The sequence below is a fragment of the Sphaerisporangium sp. NPDC004334 genome (assembly GCF_053602655.1).
Map to the genome: position 1 here is coordinate 190,709 of NZ_JBSGDZ010000006.1, position 17,035 is coordinate 207,743.

Genomic DNA, 17,035 nt, shown 5'->3' on the forward strand with positions numbered 1-17,035 from the left:
CCGTCCGTCCGCACGTCGCCCGTGCGAGAACCGCTCGTCCGCACGCACCGCCGGTCACGCCGTTCCGCACCTGGAACACCGCAGGTCACGCTGTTCGCACGTCACGCTCTTTGCAGCTCACGCATGTCACGCACGTCGCACGTCGCGCTCGTCACGCTGTTACGCACGTCACCAAGAAAGCTGAGGTACACGCATATGCGTTCACGACGGTTCGGGGCCCTGCTCCTGTCCGCCGCGGCACTGGCCGGCAGCCTCGCCGCCTGCGGCAACAGCGGCCCGACGACGGCTCTCCAGAAGGCCAAGGACGACAAGAAGCTCACCATCGGCGTCAAGTACGACCAGCCGGGCATGGGCCTGAAGAAGCCGGACGGCACGGTCGAGGGCTTCGACGTCGACGTGGCCACCTACCTGGCCGGCAAGCTCGGCGTCCCGCCGGAGGGCATCACCTGGAAGGAGGCGCGTTCGGCCAACCGCGAGACCTTCCTGCAGCAGGGCCAGGTCGACATGGTCGTCGCCACCTACTCGATCACCGAGGCGCGCAAGCCCAAGGTGACCTTCGCCGGCCCGTTCTACATCGCCCACCAGGACACGCTGGTGCGCGCCGACGACTCCTCGATCAACTCCCTGGACACCCTCAAGGGCAAGCGCATCTGCCAGGTCAGCGGCTCCAACTCCTGGAAGAACATCGCCGAGGGCACCAACAAGGAGAACAAGAAGGTCGACGTCCAGCTCGTCCCGGCCGGCGCCTACGACGAGTGCATCACCAAGCTCAAGGGCAACGCGATCGACGCGGTGACCACCGACGACATGATCCTCGCCGGCTACGCCAAGCGCGAAGGCTCCTCGCTCAAGGTCACCGGCGCCCCGTTCACCGACGAGAAGTACGGCGTCGGCCTGAAGAAGGGCGACAAGGAGACCTGCGAGGCCGTCAACAAGGCCATCACCGAGATGTACTCCGACGGGACGATCCAGAAGCTGTTCGACAAGCACTTCTCGGGCACCGGTCTGAAGTTCACCGCGACCGGCGCGCCGCCTGCCGAGGGCTGCAGCTGATCCCCTGTCCACGCGCCGGTGAGGTCACCTCACCGGCGCTCCCCGTCTCCGGTGGAGCCCGATGGAATCGTTTCTCGACTTCAGCCCCCTCGTCGAACAGTTCGGCACGATCCTCACCGGTTTCTGGTCGACGATCCGCCTGACCCTGATGAGCGCGATCCTGGCGCTGATCCTCGGCACGGTCCTGGTCGCGATGCGGGTGTCCCCCACGCCCGTGCTCCGCGCCGCCGGGACGATCTACGTCAACACCCTGCGCAACACCCCTCTCACGCTGGTGCTGCTGTTGTGCGCGCTCGGCCTGAGCGACACCCTGCAACTGTCGCTGTCGGGTGACTCGGCCACCAACTACTACTGGTGGGCGACGCTCGGCCTGTCCGCCTACACCGCCGCGTTCGTCTGCGAGGCGCTGCGGGCCGGCATCAACACCGTGCCCTCCGGCCAGGCGGAGGCCGCCCGCGCGATCGGGCTGACCTTCACCCAGTCGCTGCGCATGGTCGTGCTCCCGCAGGCGTTCCGCTCGGTGATCGCGCCGCTCGGCAGCATCCTGATCGCGCTCACCAAGAACACCACCATTGTGATCGTCGCCGGCTACATCGAGGCGTCGGCGGTCATGAAGCAGATGTTCGACGACTACGGAGGCACGCTGCCGATCTTCCTCGGCTTCGCCGCCGGGTACATGGTCCTCACCCTGCCCACCGGGTTCTTCTTCGGCTGGCTGGCCAAGCGGATGGCGGTGGTCCGATGAGCACGAGCGTCCTGTTCGACGTCCCCGGCCCCCGGGCCCGGCTGCGCAACAACGTCCTGACCCTCCTGTCGGCCGTCGTGGTGCTCGGCATCGCCTACCTGCTGATCAAGGGACTGGCCGACAAGGGACAGTTCGCCGGGCGGCTGTGGGAGCCGTTCCTGCGGCTGGACGTGTGGACCGGGCAGATCTTTCCCGGCCTGCTCGCCACGCTCCAGGCCGCGCTCGTCTCGGCCGTGCTCGCGCTGGTCTTCGGCGTCGTCTTCGGGCTCGGCAGGCTGTCCGACCACGCCTGGATCCGCAGGCCGGCGGGCGCGGTCGTGGAGTTCTTCCGCGCCATCCCGCTGCTGCTGCTGATCTTCTTCGCCCAGGCCGGGGTCGCGACCATGAGCGGCTACACCCTCAGCGTGCCGGCGTTCGCCGCCGTGGTCGCCGGCCTGACGCTGTACAACGGGTCGGTGCTCGCCGAGGTGTTCCGCGCGGGCATCCAGGCCGTGCCGAAGGGCCAGTCGGAGGCCGGGTACGCCCTGGGGCTGCGCAAGGGCGGCGTCATGCGGCTCATCCTGCTGCCGCAGGCCACCACGGCGATGATGCCGGCCATCGTCAGCCAGATGGTCGTCCTGCTCAAGGACACCGCCCTCGGCTGGGTCATCGCCTACGAGGAACTGCTGAACTTCGGGCTCAAGCAGATCCCGGCCAACTTCGGCAACCTCATCCCGAGCGCGATCGTCATCTCGCTGGTGTACATCGCGATCAACCTGGCGCTGAGCTACGTCGCCAACGTGCTCGAGCGGCGCAGCAGGCGCAGCCGCCGTACGAGCGCGGGCGTCGTCACCGCCCCGGCGGCGGTCGGCGTCGGGGTCGAGACCGGAGTCTGACCCGCCTTCGCCGACGGCCGGGGTCCCCTGCGGACCCCGGCCGTTCGCGTTCCTCCGCCCCAGGTACGTCGGACGGGGGAAAACATCCCGCCTCGGCGTGCTTTGTGGCGATACGTGAAACACGATCAGTGTCGTAGCCGCCACGCGGAGCGGGGTTTTCCGGCAGGATGCGGCTATGCCCCCCGATCGCACGTCCGGGCACCCGCAGTCGCCGTTCGGTGCCTGGCCCTCGCCGATCTCCACCGCCGACGTCGTCCGCTACGGACTGCGTCCCGGATACCCCACCGCGCACTCCGGACAGATCTGGTGGGAGGAGGACCGCCCCACAGAGGGCGGGCGGCGCACCCTGGTCCACCACGCGGCGGGCGGCGCCCGGCGCGAGCTGCTCAGCCCGCCCTGGGACGCCCGCACCCGCGTCCACGAGTACGGCGGACGTTCCTATGCCGTGGCGCCAGGGGTCGGCGTCGTGTTCGCCGGCCACGCCGACCAGCGGCTCTACCTGGTCCGCGACGACGGCTCCGGGCCGGCGCGCGAGCCGGTGGCGATCACCCCCGAGCCGGACGCGCCCGCCGCCCTGCGCTACGCCGACCTCACCGTGCACGGCGACGAGGTGTGGTGCGTCCAGGAGCGTCACGCCGGCGGCGGGAAGGTCGTGCGGTCCATCGTCTCGATCCCCCTGCGGGCCGGCGGTGAGCCCCGGCAGCGCGTCGCGGGCAGCGACTTCTACGCCTCTCCCTCCATCTCGCCCGACGGCGAGCACCTCGCCTACATCTGCTGGGACCACCCCCGCATGCCCTGGACCGGCACCGAGCTGCGGGTCACCCGGCTCGCCGACGGCGCCTCGCGTCAGATCATGGGCGGCGCGGAGTCCGTGCTCGCCCCCCGCTGGAAGGACGCCTCCACGCTGTACGCCCTGTCCGACCGGTCGGGGTGGTGGAACCTGTACGAGATCGGCGGCGGCGCGCCGCGCCCGCTCTACCCGGCCGAGGAGGAGTTCGCGTGGGCGCCCGCCGAGCTCGGCGGCGCCCCGTACGCCGTGCTGGCCGACGGCAGGCTCGCGGTCCTGCACGGCAGGCCCGACCTGCGGCTCGGTGTGCTCGACCCGCGCACCGGCGTGCTCACCGACCTCGACCTGCCCTACGACGGCTGGGTGCCGTGCCTCAGCGCCGACGGCGCCACCGTGTGCGGTGTCGCCTACGGGGCTCGGGTGCCCCGGTCGGTGGTGCGGGTCGACACCGCCACGGGCCTCGCCGAGAGCGTGCGCAGCGACACCGGCGCGCTGCCCGACCCCGCCTACCTGCCGTCCTGCCTGCCGGTGGAGATCCGCGGCCGTTCGGGACGGCGGGTGCACGCCTACGTGTACCCGCCCGCCAACCCGACGGTGAGCGTCGGGGAGGCCGCGCCGCCGTACGTGGTGTTCGTCCACGCGGGCCCCGCCGCCCACGCCACCTCGGCCCTGGACCTGCGCAAGGCGTTCTTCACCAGCAGGGGCATCGGCATCATCGACGTCAACCACGGCGGCTCCACCGGGTACGGCCGCGCCTACCGCGACCGGCTGCGGGGCCACTGGGGCGTCATCGACGTGGAGGACACCATCGCCGCCGCCGAGTGGCTCCTGTCGGACGGGCACGCCGACCCGGCCCGCATCGCCGTCAGGGGCGTCGGCGCGGGCGGCTGGACCACCATGGCGGCCTGCTGCTCCTCCGGGCTGTTCTGCGGCGGCGTGGCGATCGCCGGCGTCAGCACCCTGGGGCCGCTGGCCGCCTCGACGCACGACTTCGAGTCGCGGTACGCCGAGTGGCTCGTCGGCCCGGCGGACCCTCTGCTCTACGCTTCGCGCGAGCCGCTGGCGCGGAGCGGTCAGATCGACTGCCCGATGCTGCTGCTGCAGGGCCAGGACGACCCCGTGGTGCCCCCGGCGCAGTCGGAGGCGTTCGTGGCCGCGCTGAACGAGCGCGGGGTACCGTGCGTCTACCTGGCCTTCGAGGGCGAGGGGCACGAGTTCCGCAGAGCCGAGACCAAGAGCGCCGCGCTCGCCGCCGAGCTGTCCTTCTATCAGCGCCTGTTCCGCCTCTGACCTTCCCGCCGGCGTCCATCCCCGTCTGAGGGGCCCCTCCACGTGAGCGGAGCCGGTTCGGCGGGCACGGAGTCAGCGGGCACGAGGCCGGCACTGCCTAGATCACCGCGGCCCGGTCGGCGGGCGGAGGCCGGCGCGGTTGAGGTCAGCGGGCGAACTCGGTGGCGCGCGACTCGCGGACGACGGTGATGCGGATCTGGCCCGGGTAGGTCAGCTCCTCCTCCACCTGCTTGGCCACGTCGCGGGCGATCACCTGCGCCTGGATGTCGTCGATGGCCTCCGGGCGCACCATGACCCTGATCTCCCGCCCGGCCTGCATCGCGAAGACCTTCTCGACCCCGTCGTAGGACTGCGCGATCTCCTCCAGGCGCTCCAGGCGCTTGACGTAGGCCTCCAGCGACTCCCTGCGCGCGCCGGGACGGCTGCCGCTGATCGCGTCGGCGGCCTGGGTCAGCACCGCCTCGACCGTGCGGACCTCGACCTCGTTGTGGTGCGCCTCGATGGCGTGCACGACGTCCTCGTGCTCGCCGTAGCGCCGGGCGATCTCGGCGCCGATGAGGGCGTGGCTGCCCTCGACCTCGTGGGTGAGCGCCTTGCCGATGTCGTGCAGCACCGTGCAGCGCTTGAGCAGCATCGGGTCCAGACGCAGCTCGGAGGCCATGATGCCGGCGATGTGCGCCGACTCGATGAGGTGCTTGAGGACGTTCTGCCCGTAGGAGGTGCGGTAGCGGAGCTGGCCGAGCAGGGTGATGAGCTCGGGGTGCATGTCGGTGATGCCGAGCTCGACCAGCGCGTCCTCGCCGGCCCGGACGCACAGGTCCTTGACCTCCTCCTTGCTGCGCTCGTAGGCCTCCTCGATGCGCTGGGGGTGGATGCGGCCGTCCAGGACGAGCTTCTCCAGGGTGAGCCGCGCCGTCTCGCGCCGCACCGGATCGAAGCAGGACAGCAGCACGGCCTCGGGAGTGTCGTCGATGATCAGGTTGACGCCGGTGGTGGACTCGAAGGCCCGGATGTTGCGACCCTCGCGGCCGATGATGCGGCCCTTCATCTCGTCGCCGGGCAGGTGCAGCACGCTGACCACCGACTCGGCGGTCTGCTCGGTGGCCACCCGCTGCACGGCCAACGTGACGATCTTGCAGGCGCGCTTCTCGCCCTCTTTGCGTGCCTCGCCCTCGATCTCGCGGACGATCAGCGCCGCCTCGCGCTTGGCCTGGTTCTCGATGGTCATCACCAGCTCGGCCTTGGCCTGATCGGCGGTCAGCCCGGCGACCCGCTCGAGCACCTCGCGGCGCTTGTCCTCGACGTGGTCGAGCTCGGCGCGGCGGTCGGCGAGCTGGGACTCGGTCTCGGCGAGCTCCCTGCCGCGCTCGGCCTGCCTGCGGGCCTCCTCGTCCAGACGCTGCTCGCGCTCCGCCAGGCGGTTCTCGCGGCGCTCGAGGTCGGACCTGAGCTCCTTCAGCTCGTGCTTGAGGGAACGGGTCTCATCTTCGACCTCCTTGCGCATCCGCAGGGCGCCCTCGGCGGCGGCCTCGGCCCGGCGGAGCATCTCCCCGGCGTCCGACTCGGCCTTCACGCGGATCTCGACGCCTTCGCGGCGGGCCTGCTCCAGCTCGGACTGGACGTCGGCGATCTCCTCGGCGGTGGGCCCCCGCGTGCCGGACCGGCCGACACCGGTGCGGCGTATCAGCACGACGAGCGTGACAATCGCGACAAGCGCCAGCAGGACAACGGCTATCGCCAGCATGATCACGACTGTCGAACTCATGCGCGCCCACCCCTCCTCGCGTCGCGAGCTTCAGCACGCGAGGGTTACACGCACAGCACGGACCAGCCCGACCGGGCGATCCTGGTCAGACGAATATGTCCAACGCGTCGGCGCCAAGGCGCCGGTCCGCTGGGTGTGATCGGTCTTGATCGTCCGTCGTGCACCGTTATGGCAATCCGCACTGCGCGGAGTAACTCCTCACTGTGGTCGAGATTAAGCGTCAGAGAGGTAACGAGCAAGCAAAGTCCGCCCGTCAAGCCACTTTTGTCCTCTCACAGGAACGGGCGCTCGACGGCGCTGCGCCGGATTTATCCCGATATGCAGCGGTAAGTAGCGAAAACGATCTTCTGTCGAGTGACGGAGGTCTCCTTGATGGTCCGTCTGGTCCTCGACCCGATTCGGGCAATTTTCCGCGCGTCCGGCACGATCCGGGGACGCCGGGGTATGGGGCGGCCATGGTACAGATCGGTTACTCGCTGATGTGCGAACAGACCCGGCCCAAGCAGCTCGTCGAGGACGCCGTCGCCGCCGAGCGCGCGGGGTTCGACTACGAGACGATCTCCGACCACTACTTCCCGTGGCTGGACGACATGGGCCACTCCCCTTACGCCTGGTCGGTGCTGGGAGCGGTGGCGAACGCCACCGAGCGCATCCCCTTCATGACCTACGTCACCTGCCCGATCATGCGCTACCACCCCGCCGTGGTGGCACAGAAGGCCGCGACGATGGGCGCGCTGTCGGACGAGCGGTTCACCCTCGGCCTCGGCGCGGGCGAGCACCTCAACGAGCACGTCGTCGGGCGGGGCTGGCCGCCGGTCAACATCCGCCACGAGATGTTCGGCGAGGCCATCGAGATCATCCAGGCCCTGTTCGGCGGCGAGTACGTCAGCTACCGCGGCGACCACTTCACGATCGACTCCGCCAAGCTGTACGACCTGCCCGCCGAGCCGGTGCCCGTCGGCATCGCCGCCTCCGGGGCGCAGTCGGTGGACCTCGCGGCCGAGTACGGCGACGCACTCATCGCCGTCCAGCCCGACGCCGACCTGGTGTCCCGCTTCCACGCCACCGGCGGCGCCGGCAAGCCCGTGTACGGCCAGCTCGCGGTCTCCTACGACACCGACGTCCAGGCAGCCACCGAACGGGCCCACCGGCTCTGGAAGTGGTTCTCAGCCGGGTGGAAAGTGCTGTCAGAGCTGCCGGGTCCGGTGAACTTTGAGGCCTATGCGCAGTTCGTCCGCCCGGAGGACGTGACCAAGAACGTCCCGTGCGGCTCCGACGTCGACGCGGTCGTCCGCGCCGTCAAGGAGTTCACCGACGCCGGCTTCACCCACGTGGCCCTGGTGCAGATCGGCGCGGACCACCAGCGCGAGTTCCTCGCCTGGGCCGAGAAAGAACTTCTCCCAGCCCTCCGCGACCTCAGCTGATCACCCGCCCGAGATCGAGGTCGACATCCACCTCGAACCCGATCGAGGTCCGCAGCCGCTTGCGATGGATAACCTGTCGGACATAAGCCCTCACGACCGGCTCCAGCTGGTTCCTCCCCACCGCCGCGATCACGTGGCACTACGATCCTGCCACGGATCGTGACAGTGGGTCACTCGAAGACATCCGAGAGGTGACCCGCCGCCACAGCGGGTCAGTCGAAGGCGTCGGGGAGGTCGTCCGTGGGGTGGCCTTCGCTTTCGAGGGCCTCACGGACGACGCGGTAGGCGAGGCCACCGGAATAGCCCTTGCGGGCGAGCATGCCGGCGAGCCGCCGCACCCGCGCGGCCGGTTCGAGGTGACGGGTGCCGGAGAGCTTGCGGGCGACGAGCCGGCGCGCGGTCTCCAGCTCCTGGTCGGGGTCGAGCTGGTCGACGGCGTCGCGCACGGTCTCTTCGTCCACGCCCCGGGTGCGCAGCTCGGCGGCGAGCGCTCGCCGGGCCAGCCCCCGCCCGGCATGCCGTGAGGTGACCCACGCCTCCGCGAACGCCTCGTCGTCGATCAGGCCGACATCGGAGAAGCGAGCGAGAACGGCCTCCGCCGCCTCGTCGGGAATGTCGCGCTTGCGCAGCGCGTCGGCGAGTTGGGCGCGCGTGCGAGGCGCCAGCGTCAGCAGCCGCAGACAGACCGCCCGGGCAACCGCCTGCGGATCCGCCGCCGGCCCCTCAGCGGCCGGCGACCCCTCGACCGGCCCGTCCAACCCCTTCCACCGAGCCGACCTCCTGTCCCGCCTTGAGCCATCCCGCCCCCGGGCCGAACCCCCACCCGGACGGCCGCCGAACACCTCACTCTCCGATGCCCCATGGGACGAGGGACCGTCATGGAGGCCGGACCCCCCATGGGACGAGAGACGATCGTGGAGGCCGGACCCGCCATGGGATGGGAAGCCGTCGGGGGGATCCGGCGCCCAGAGGGGGGCGCCGGAGTCGCCGGCCGGGAAGTCGCCTTGGTCGCCCCGGCCGCCTCGGCGGCGACGGCGAGCGGGCTTGCCCGCCGCCTCGTCTTCGACCCAGGCACCCCAGTCTCCCGGCCGTAGCCGGCCGGGTTCGTCGTCGCGCGCGGGCATGGCGGATCAGCTCGGATCGAACATCGACGTGGCGGATCGGCTCGAAACAGGCATCGGCATGGCAAGACGGCTGGGATCAGGCATCGGCATGGCGGATCGGCTCGATCAGACGTCGCCCGGCTTGGGCGCCTTGGAGCCACGCCCGGACGGGGCGGCAGCGGCGGGGACCGGAGGCGCGGCGGACTCGACCGGGGTGTCGAGGCGAGGACCGACGCCGAGCTTCTCCTTGATCTTCTTCTCGATCTCGTTGGCGATGTCGGGGTTGTTCTTCAGGAAGTTGCGGGCGTTCTCCTTGCCCTGGCCGAGCTGGTCGCCCTCGTAGGTGTACCAGGCGCCCGCCTTGCGGACGAAGCCGTGCTCGACGCCCATGTCGATCAGGCCTCCCTCGCGGGAGACGCCGAAGCCGTAGAGGATGTCGAAGTCGGCCACCCGGAAGGGCGGGGCCATCTTGTTCTTGACGACCTTGACCCGGGTGCGGTTGCCGACCGGCTCGGTGCCGTCCTTGAGCGTCTCGATGCGGCGGACGTCCAGGCGGATGGAGGCGTAGAACTTCAGCGCCTTGCCGCCGGTCGTGGTCTCGGGCGAGCCGAACATGACGCCGATCTTCTCGCGGAGCTGGTTGATGAAGATGGCGGTCGTGCTGGTGTTGTTGAGGGCGCCGGCCACCTTGCGCAGGGCCTGCGACATGAGGCGGGCCTGCAGGCCGACGTGGCTGTCGCCCATCTCGCCCTCGATCTCGGCCTTGGGCACCAGGGCCGCCACCGAGTCGATGACCACGAGGTCGATCGCGCCGGAGCGGATCAGCATGTCGGTGATCTCGAGGGCCTGCTCGCCGGTGTCGGGCTGGGAGACCAGCAGGGCGTCGGTGTCGACGCCGAGCTTGCGGGCGTACTCGGGGTCGAGGGCGTGCTCGGCGTCGATGAACGCCGCGATGCCGCCGGCCCGCTGGGCGTTGGCGACGGCGTGCAGCGCCACGGTGGTCTTACCGCTGGACTCGGGACCGTAGATCTCGACGATGCGCCCGCGGGGGTAGCCGCCGATGCCGAGAGCGACATCGAGTGCGATGGCCCCGGTGGGGATCACCTCGATAGGAGCTCGGGCGTCATCGCCGAGGCGCATGACAGAGCCCTTGCCGAACTGCCGCTCGATTTGGGCGAGCGCGGTCTCAAGGGCCTTCTCGCGGTCGTTGGCTGCCATGGAGTGCCCCCCTGGAGGGTGAGTCGAAGTCGTTTCCGTCGCTGGCAAGCTACGGGGTGCCACCGACAATTTCCCGGAACGGGCCCAGGGCGCCGGCGGCGCCGGCATGCCCAATATAGCCGAACGACTGTTCGATCACAGCTCAACGGCACGGTCCACACCATTGAGCCCTGCCGCCCCTCGTGCCGCCGGCGAGATCGACTGATCGAAAAGGCGGAGAACCAGCCCCACCCGCGAAGCACACCCGCGGATGGCGTGGGAGCGCCGCGCAGGGTCTCAGCCCCCTCGTCACCGATCGCGGCGAACAACCTGACATCAGACAGACGAAAAGGGCCACCCGGCAAGCAGGCGGGAAGTCCAGCATGGCTGCCCTCCCGGTCGTTCGTACACGCGGTGCCATCAGTCGCTCACACCAACCACGCAGCGAAAATCCAGCAGTACGGCTGCGCCGCAAACCCGAGCAAGATCTCCGGGCCCTTGCCGCCGACTGCGGCGAACACCTCCTCCACGCAGCGCAACGAGCCCCGACACCGAGAATCAGAAGGGCCCGCCCGGCAAGCAGGCGGGGAGTCCGGCATGGCTGCCCACCCGGTCGTTCGCCGCCTATACACCGACTGTCACCTGCGTCAGGGTCTGACGACGGGGGTGGGCAGCCATGCTGGGCCACACACCTGCTTGCGGGTGGGCCCATTGGATGCTCTGGTGACGGCTCGGCCTGGCCAGGTGGACCGACGGTCGCGAGGAAGCGGGCGCGGCGTGGTCGTCGTCGACATGCTCAGCCCAGAGGTTGGTGAGCGCGGCTCGCGAGTCGGTCGGCTGCCCAGCCGGGTGGGGTCAGCGCAGCCGGGAGTCGACGTCGGTGACTCCGCAGACCGCGCGCCACACGTCCTTGGCGGACTCACCTTCGGCGAGGGCCTGGAGCACGGTGCGGCCGCCCAGCTCGGCGAGGACGTAGTCACGCGCCCAGGACTCGGCGTACCTCTCGCCGAAATGGCGGTTCATCCGGCTCCAGAAGTCCGTCAAGCGCATGGTCCCAGTATGGTCCCCGGCCCACCGTGCCCACGTCGCCCCGTAGCCTCCGGCCAGCCGTACCCAGGCCGCCCCGTAGCCTCCGACCCGCCGTACCCAGGCCGCCCTGTAGCCTCCGGCGCGACGTGCCAGACCGCCCGTTGGTTCCGGCCCGACGTACCAGAAGGCCCATGGTCCCGGCCCGGCGTGCCCAGAGGGCCTGTGGCTCCGGACCGGCCGGCGGACCGCCCGTGGCCCGCCGGGCGCCGGCCGGCCCGTAGTCCCCAGGCGCGGGCCCACCCGTAGTCCCCCAGGCGCCGGACCGCCCGTGGTCCCCCGAACCGCCGGTCCGTCTGTGGTCTGCCGGCTCCGCCTGGCTGTGCCGGTCGTGGTGGCGGGTACGAAGCGTCCGCGCCGCTCAGAGGACGCGGGAGCCGTACATCTCTCCCAGGGGGTCTGCCAGCAGCTCCAGGCGCGCCCCGTCAGGGTCGCGGAAGTAGATCGACGCGTCGCTCTCCACCTGGTAGGGCACCCCGGCGGCGTCCAGCTTCTCCCTCAGCCTCTCCCACTTGCCGCGCTCGACGGAGATCGCGATGTGGTGCAGGCCGCCGAGCACCTCCTGATACGGCCCGAGGTCGAGCCCGGGGAGGTCGAAGAAGGCGAGCAGGTTGCCGTTGCCGATGTCGAAGAAGAAGTGGTTCGAGCCCTTGTAGTCACGATTCTCGAAGATCTCCGTCAGCGGGAACTCCAGCACGTCCTGGTAGAACTGGATGGTCCGCTCGACGTCCGAACAGATCAGTGCGAAGTGGTGCAGGCCACGTGCGCTGCTCTCTGGCCGTCGTGCTTGGAGGTAGTGCCCGCGGATCCGCTCTCGAGTCGCCTCGATGGCCGCGTAGTCGATGCCCATAGGTCCACATGACGTTCCGGGCGTAGGCCATGTCAAGCCCGCACGGCGTGGCGGGCCCGGTGACGAGCACGTCAGCCGGACGGGGTGGCGCGTTCTGTCGGTGGCGAGTTGCATGATGAAGCGGTGACCGGATCCGCGCTCGACCACTTCACTCCGGTGACCCGGCAGTGGTTCACCGACGCCTTCGCCATGCCGACGGCCGCCCAAGAGGGCGCGTGGCGGTCCATCGCGCGCGGCGACAACACCCTGGTCGTCGCGCCCACCGGGTCGGGCAAGACGCTCGCCGCGTTCCTGTGGTCGCTCGACCGCCTCGCCGCCGACCGCATGGCGGCCGGCTCCGATCATGACGCCGGCGGGGGCCACGAGGGCGGCACGGGCGCCCCGGCCGGTGAAGGCCGCCAGAGCGGCGTGGGCCGAGGGAAGGGTGCGCGCGGGCGCGCGCGGGACAAAGGCGCTCTCCGGCGGTGCCGGGTGGTGTACGTCTCGCCGCTGAAGGCGCTGGCCGTGGACGTCGAGCGCAACCTGCGCGCCCCGCTCACCGGCATCAAGCAGACGGCGCGGCGCCTCGGGCTGCACGCCCCCGACATCTCGGTGGCCATCCGTTCGGGCGACACCACGGCCGAGGACCGCCGGCGTTTCGCCGCCGCCCCGGCCGACATCCTGATCACCACGCCCGAGTCGCTCTATTTGATCCTGACGAGCCAGGCCCGCGAGGCGCTGCGCGATGTCGAGACGGTCATCGTCGACGAGGTGCACGCGGTGGCGGCCGGCAAGCGCGGCGTCCATCTCGCGCTGACCCTCGAGCGGCTGGACGCGCTGCTGGCCCGCCCGGCGCAGCGCATCGGCCTGTCGGCCACGGTGCGTCCTGTGAGCGAGGTGGCGACGTTCCTGGGGGGCTCGCGCCCGACGACGGTCGTCCAGCCGCCGTCCGAGAAGGTCATCGAGGTCGACGTGGTCGTCCCCGTGGAGGACATGACCGAGCTGGACGCCGCCCCCCGGCAGGGCCCGCCCCCCGATGACGAGACGGCCTGGCTGGAGCCCGCGGCCCGGCGGTCCATCTGGCCGCACGTCGAGGAGCACCTGCTCGGTCTCATCCAGGCGCACCGCTCGACCATCGTCTTCGCCAACTCCCGGCGCCTGGCCGAGCGTCTGTGCACCCGCCTCAACGAGCTCGCCTACGAACGGTCGAACGAGGGCCCGGCCGGGGCCTTCCCTCCTGACGACCTGTGGACCACCCCACCGGAGGGCGGCGCCGGGACGCCGAGGCCGGCGGAGTCGATCGCCACGCCCGCGGCCTCGATCGCCACGCCGGCGGCGTCGATCTCCACGCCGGCGGCGATGATGGCTCAGGCCGGCGCCTCCTCCGGGGCGGTGCCCGAGATCGTCCGCGCCCACCACGGGTCGGTGTCCAAAGAAGAGCGCGCCCAGATCGAGGAGGCCCTGAAGTCCGGGCGCCTGCCGGCCGTGGTCGCCACCTCCAGCCTCGAACTGGGCATCGACATGGGGTCGGTCGACCTGGTCGCGTGCGTGGAGGCGCCGCCGAGCGTGGCCAGCGGCCTGCAGCGCATCGGCCGGGCCGGTCACCAGGTGGGAGCGGTCTCCAAAGGCGTGATCTTCCCCAAGTACCGCGGCGACCTGCTCCAGACGGCCGTCGTCTCCGAGCGCATGAAGGCGGGCGAGATCGAGGAGCTGCGCTACCCGCGCAACCCCCTCGACGTGCTCGCGCAGCACATCGTGGCCATGTGCGCGCTGGACGAGTGGACCGTCGACGAGCTCGAGAGCCTGGTCAGGCGGGCCGCCCCGTACGCCACCCTGCCGAGGACCGCGCTGGAGGCCACCCTCGACATGCTGGCCGGGCGCTACCCCAGCGAAGAGTTCGCCGAGCTGCGCCCGCGCATCGTGTGGGATCGCGTGACCGGCCGGGTCACCGGCCGCCCCGGAGCCCAGCGGCTGGCGGTCACCAACGCCGGCACCATCCCCGACCGCGGCATGTTCGGCGTCTTCCTCGCCGGAGGTGACACCGGGCGGGGGGGCAGGCGGGTCGGCGAGCTGGACGAAGAGATGGTCTACGAGTCCCGGGTGGGCGACGTCTTCGTGCTGGGCGCCACATCCTGGCGCATCGAGGACATCACCGCCGATCGCGTGCTGGTGTCCCCCGCGCCCGGCCAGCCGGGCAAGCTGCCGTTCTGGCACGGCGACACCCCGGGCCGTCCCGCCGAGCTCGGCCGGGCCCTCGGCGCCTTCACCCGCGAGCTGTCCGAAGGCGGGACCGACCGGCTCGCGGAGGCCGGGCTGGACGCCTTCGCCACCGGCAACCTGCTGTCCTACCTGGCCGAGCAGCGCGAGGCCACCGGGTACGTGCCCGACGACCGCACCCTGCTGATCGAGCGCTTCCACGACGAGCTCGGCGACTGGCGTGTGGTCGTGCACAGCCCGTTCGGCGCCCGGGTCCACGCGCCGTGGGCGCTGGCCATCGGCAGGCGGCTGCGCGAGCGCTACGACGTGGACGTGCAGGCCCTGCACTCCGACGACGGCATCGTCCTGCGCATCCCCGACACCCTCGACGGCGCGCCCACCGACGTCGCGGTGTTCGACGCCGACGAGATCGAGCAGATCGTCACCGAGGAGCTCGGCGGCTCGGCGCTGTTCGCCTCCCGGTTCCGCGAGTGCGCCGGCCGGGCCCTGCTGCTGCCCCGGCGCAACCCGGGCAGGCGCTCCCCCCTGTGGCAGCAGCGTCAGCGGGCCGCCGGCCTGCTCAAGGTCGCCAGCCAATACGGCTCGTTCCCGGTGGTGCTGGAGACCATGCGCGAGTGCCTGCAGGACGTCTTCGACGTGCCGGGGCTGGTGCGGCTCATGCGTGACATCGCCGCCCGCCGGGTGCGCGTGGTCGAGGTCGAGACCGCCCAGGCGTCGCCCTTCGCGGCCTCGCTGCTGTTCGCCTACGTCGGCGCCTTCATGTACGAGGGGGACGCCCCGCTGGCCGAGCGGCGCGCGCAGGCGCTCGCCCTGGACACCCACCTGCTCGCCGAACTGCTCGGCGAGGCCGATCTGCGCGAGCTGCTCGACCCCGACGTCGTGGCCGACACCGAGCGCGAGCTGGCGCGGCTCGACCGGCCGCTGCGCGACGCCGAAGACCTCGCCGATCTGCTGCGCACCCACGGCCCGCTGCGACCGGAGGACATCGCCGTGCGCGGCGGCGACCCGGCCTGGGCGTCCGACCTCGAGGCGGCCAGGCGGGCGATCCGGGTCCGGGTCGCCGGGGCCGAGCAGTGGGCGGCCGTCGAGGACGCCGCCCGGCTCAGGGACGCGCTCGGCGCGCCGCTGCCGATGGGTCTCCCCCACGTGTTCCTCGAGCCCGTGGCCGACCCGCTCGGCGATCTGCTCGCCCGGCACGCCCGCACGCGCGGCCCCTTCGCCGCCGCCACCGCCGCCACCCGCTTCGGGCTGGGCGTCGCCGTCGTGACCGACGCGCTCAGGCGGCTGGCATCCTCGGGCCGGGTGGTCCCCGGCGAGTTCCGGCCGGGCGGCTGGGGTGAGGAGTGGTGCGACGCGGGTGTGCTGCGGTCGCTGCGGCGCAGGTCGCTGGCCCGGTTGCGCAAGGAGGTCGAGCCCGTCCCGCCCGAGGCGCTGGCCGCGTTCTCCCCGGCCTGGCACGGCATCACCGAGGGCCGGTCGGCGCGCGGCATGGACGCCCTCGTGCACGCCATCGAGCGGCTGCAGGGCGCCGCGGTGCCGGCGTCCGCGCTGGAGACGCTGGTCCTGCCGAGCCGGGTGCCGGGCTACGAGCCGGCGCTGCTGGACGAGCTGACCGCCTCGGGGGAGGTCCTGTGGGCGGGGCAGGGGTCGCTTCCGGGCGGCGACGGCTGGGTGGCGCTGTTCTTCGCCGACACCGCTCCGCTGCTGCTGCCCGCACCGGCCGAGGTCACGATGACCCCGTTGCACGAGAAGATCCTCGACGCCCTGGGCGGCGGTGGGGCGCTGTTCTTCCGCGATCTGTCCACCCGGGCCGGCTCGCTCGACGACATCGCGCTCGCCGGCGCTCTGTGGGACCTGGTGTGGTCCGGGCGCGTCTCAGGCGACACGCTGGCGCCGTTGCGCGCGGCGCTCGGCTCCGGTCGGCCCGCGCACCGGCCGACGACGGCGCGCAGGCGAAGGGCCGTGCTCCCGACCCGGTCGGGGCCGCCGACGGTGAGCGGCCGCTGGTGGTTGCTGCCCGGGGCCTCTGCTGACGCCACCGAACGCGCCCACGCGCAGGCCGAGGTGCTGCTCGAACGGCACGGCGTGGTGACCAAGGGCGCGGTGGCGGCCGAGCGCCTCACCGGTGGGTTCGCCGGGGTCTACCCGGTGTTCCGCGCCTTCGAGGAGACCGGCCGCTGCCGCCGCGGCTATTTCGTGGAGGGTCTGGGCGGCGCCCAGTTCGCCCTCCCCGGCGCCGTCGACCGCATGCGCGCCTCCGCCGCCGGTCCGTCCGCCGCCGGCCCTTCGGCGGCCGAGCGGCGGGCGGTGGTGCTGGCGGCGACCGACCCGGCCTGCCCGTACGGGGCGGCGCTGCCGTGGCCGGCGCATCCTGGAGACCTCACGCACAAGCCCGGTCGTAAGGCCGGGGCGCTGGTGGTGCTGGTGGACGGCCGCCTCATCGTCTACGTCGAGCGCGGCGGCAAGACCCTGCTGTCCTTCGCCGACGACGACCGCCTCCAGCCGGCGGTGGACGCCCTCGCGCTCGCCGTCCGCGACGGGGCGCTCGGCAAGCTCACGGTCGAGAAGGCCGACGGCGCCGCGATCGCCGACTCCCCCCTCGCCGCCGCCCTGGAGACCGCCGGCTTCCACCCCACCCCCCGGGGCCTGCGTCTGCGCGCCTGA

General features: G+C 71.7%; 12 protein-coding genes. 6 read left to right on the top strand and 6 right to left on the bottom strand.

From position 1 onward, the window contains the following. Positions 1 to 195 precede the first annotated feature (195 nt). The 4 genes from ACWEN6_RS09390 to ACWEN6_RS09405 all read left to right on the top strand — a co-directional run bounded on the left by ACWEN6_RS09390 (position 196) and on the right by ACWEN6_RS09405 (position 4,750). A complete protein-coding gene (locus tag ACWEN6_RS09390; RefSeq protein WP_452569759.1) occupies positions 196 to 1,053 on the top strand; it encodes a glutamate ABC transporter substrate-binding protein in 858 nt (285 codons plus the stop codon). A gap of 61 nt (positions 1,054 to 1,114) precedes the next feature. Beyond that, complete coding sequence (locus ACWEN6_RS09395; RefSeq protein ID WP_452569760.1) at positions 1,115 to 1,798, top strand: amino acid ABC transporter permease; 684 nt, start codon at positions 1,115 to 1,117, stop codon at positions 1,796 to 1,798. Then, positions 1,795 to 2,673 (top strand): amino acid ABC transporter permease, encoded by an 879-nt coding sequence (locus ACWEN6_RS09400; RefSeq protein WP_452569761.1) that lies wholly within the window; start codon positions 1,795 to 1,797, stop codon positions 2,671 to 2,673. The genes ACWEN6_RS09395 and ACWEN6_RS09400 overlap by 4 nt, the downstream gene beginning before the upstream one ends. A gap of 175 nt (positions 2,674 to 2,848) precedes the next feature. After that, positions 2,849 to 4,750, top strand: a complete 1,902-nt coding sequence (locus ACWEN6_RS09405) for a S9 family peptidase (protein WP_452569762.1) — start codon at positions 2,849 to 2,851, stop codon at positions 4,748 to 4,750. Positions 4,751 to 4,895: 145 nt separating this feature from the next. On the opposite strand, the gene rny is transcribed toward ACWEN6_RS09405, so the two are convergent. After that, on the bottom strand, positions 4,896 to 6,515 hold the full coding sequence (gene rny, locus ACWEN6_RS09410; RefSeq protein ID WP_452569763.1) for a ribonuclease Y: 1,620 nt from the start codon (positions 6,513 to 6,515) through the stop codon (positions 4,896 to 4,898). A 455-nt stretch (positions 6,516 to 6,970) separates the two neighbouring features. Between rny and ACWEN6_RS09415 the strand changes: the two genes are divergently transcribed. Continuing rightward, the gene (locus ACWEN6_RS09415; RefSeq protein WP_452569764.1) at positions 6,971 to 7,939 is read left to right on the top strand and encodes a TIGR03557 family F420-dependent LLM class oxidoreductase; all 969 of its coding nucleotides are present in this window, start codon (positions 6,971 to 6,973) and stop codon (positions 7,937 to 7,939) included. Here the strand turns inward: ACWEN6_RS09415 and ACWEN6_RS09420 are convergent. From ACWEN6_RS09420 to ACWEN6_RS09440, 5 genes are all read right to left on the bottom strand, one after another. Next, positions 7,932 to 8,072: a hypothetical protein gene (locus ACWEN6_RS09420; protein WP_452569765.1), complete on the bottom strand. Its 141-nt coding sequence runs from the start codon at positions 8,070 to 8,072 to the stop codon at positions 7,932 to 7,934. The genes ACWEN6_RS09415 and ACWEN6_RS09420 overlap by 8 nt on opposite strands. 79 nt (positions 8,073 to 8,151) lie before the next feature. Next, positions 8,152 to 9,063: a recombination regulator RecX gene (gene recX / locus ACWEN6_RS09425; RefSeq protein ID WP_452569766.1), complete on the bottom strand. Its 912-nt coding sequence runs from the start codon at positions 9,061 to 9,063 to the stop codon at positions 8,152 to 8,154. 105 nt (positions 9,064 to 9,168) lie between these two features. After that, positions 9,169 to 10,260, bottom strand: coding sequence for a recombinase RecA (gene recA, locus ACWEN6_RS09430; protein WP_452569767.1), 1,092 nt, complete (start codon positions 10,258 to 10,260; stop codon positions 9,169 to 9,171). Positions 10,261 to 11,094: 834 nt separating this feature from the next. Next, positions 11,095 to 11,289 (bottom strand): DUF3046 domain-containing protein, encoded by a 195-nt coding sequence (locus ACWEN6_RS09435; protein WP_452569768.1) that lies wholly within the window; start codon positions 11,287 to 11,289, stop codon positions 11,095 to 11,097. A gap of 397 nt (positions 11,290 to 11,686) precedes the next feature. Beyond that, positions 11,687 to 12,175, bottom strand: coding sequence for a VOC family protein (locus ACWEN6_RS09440; protein ID WP_354835153.1), 489 nt, complete (start codon positions 12,173 to 12,175; stop codon positions 11,687 to 11,689). A gap of 189 nt (positions 12,176 to 12,364) precedes the next feature. Here ACWEN6_RS09440 and ACWEN6_RS09445 point away from each other — a divergent pair, with 189 nt between their 5' ends. Beyond that, positions 12,365 to 17,035: an ATP-dependent helicase gene (locus ACWEN6_RS09445; RefSeq protein WP_452569891.1), complete on the top strand. Its 4,671-nt coding sequence runs from the start codon at positions 12,365 to 12,367 to the stop codon at positions 17,033 to 17,035.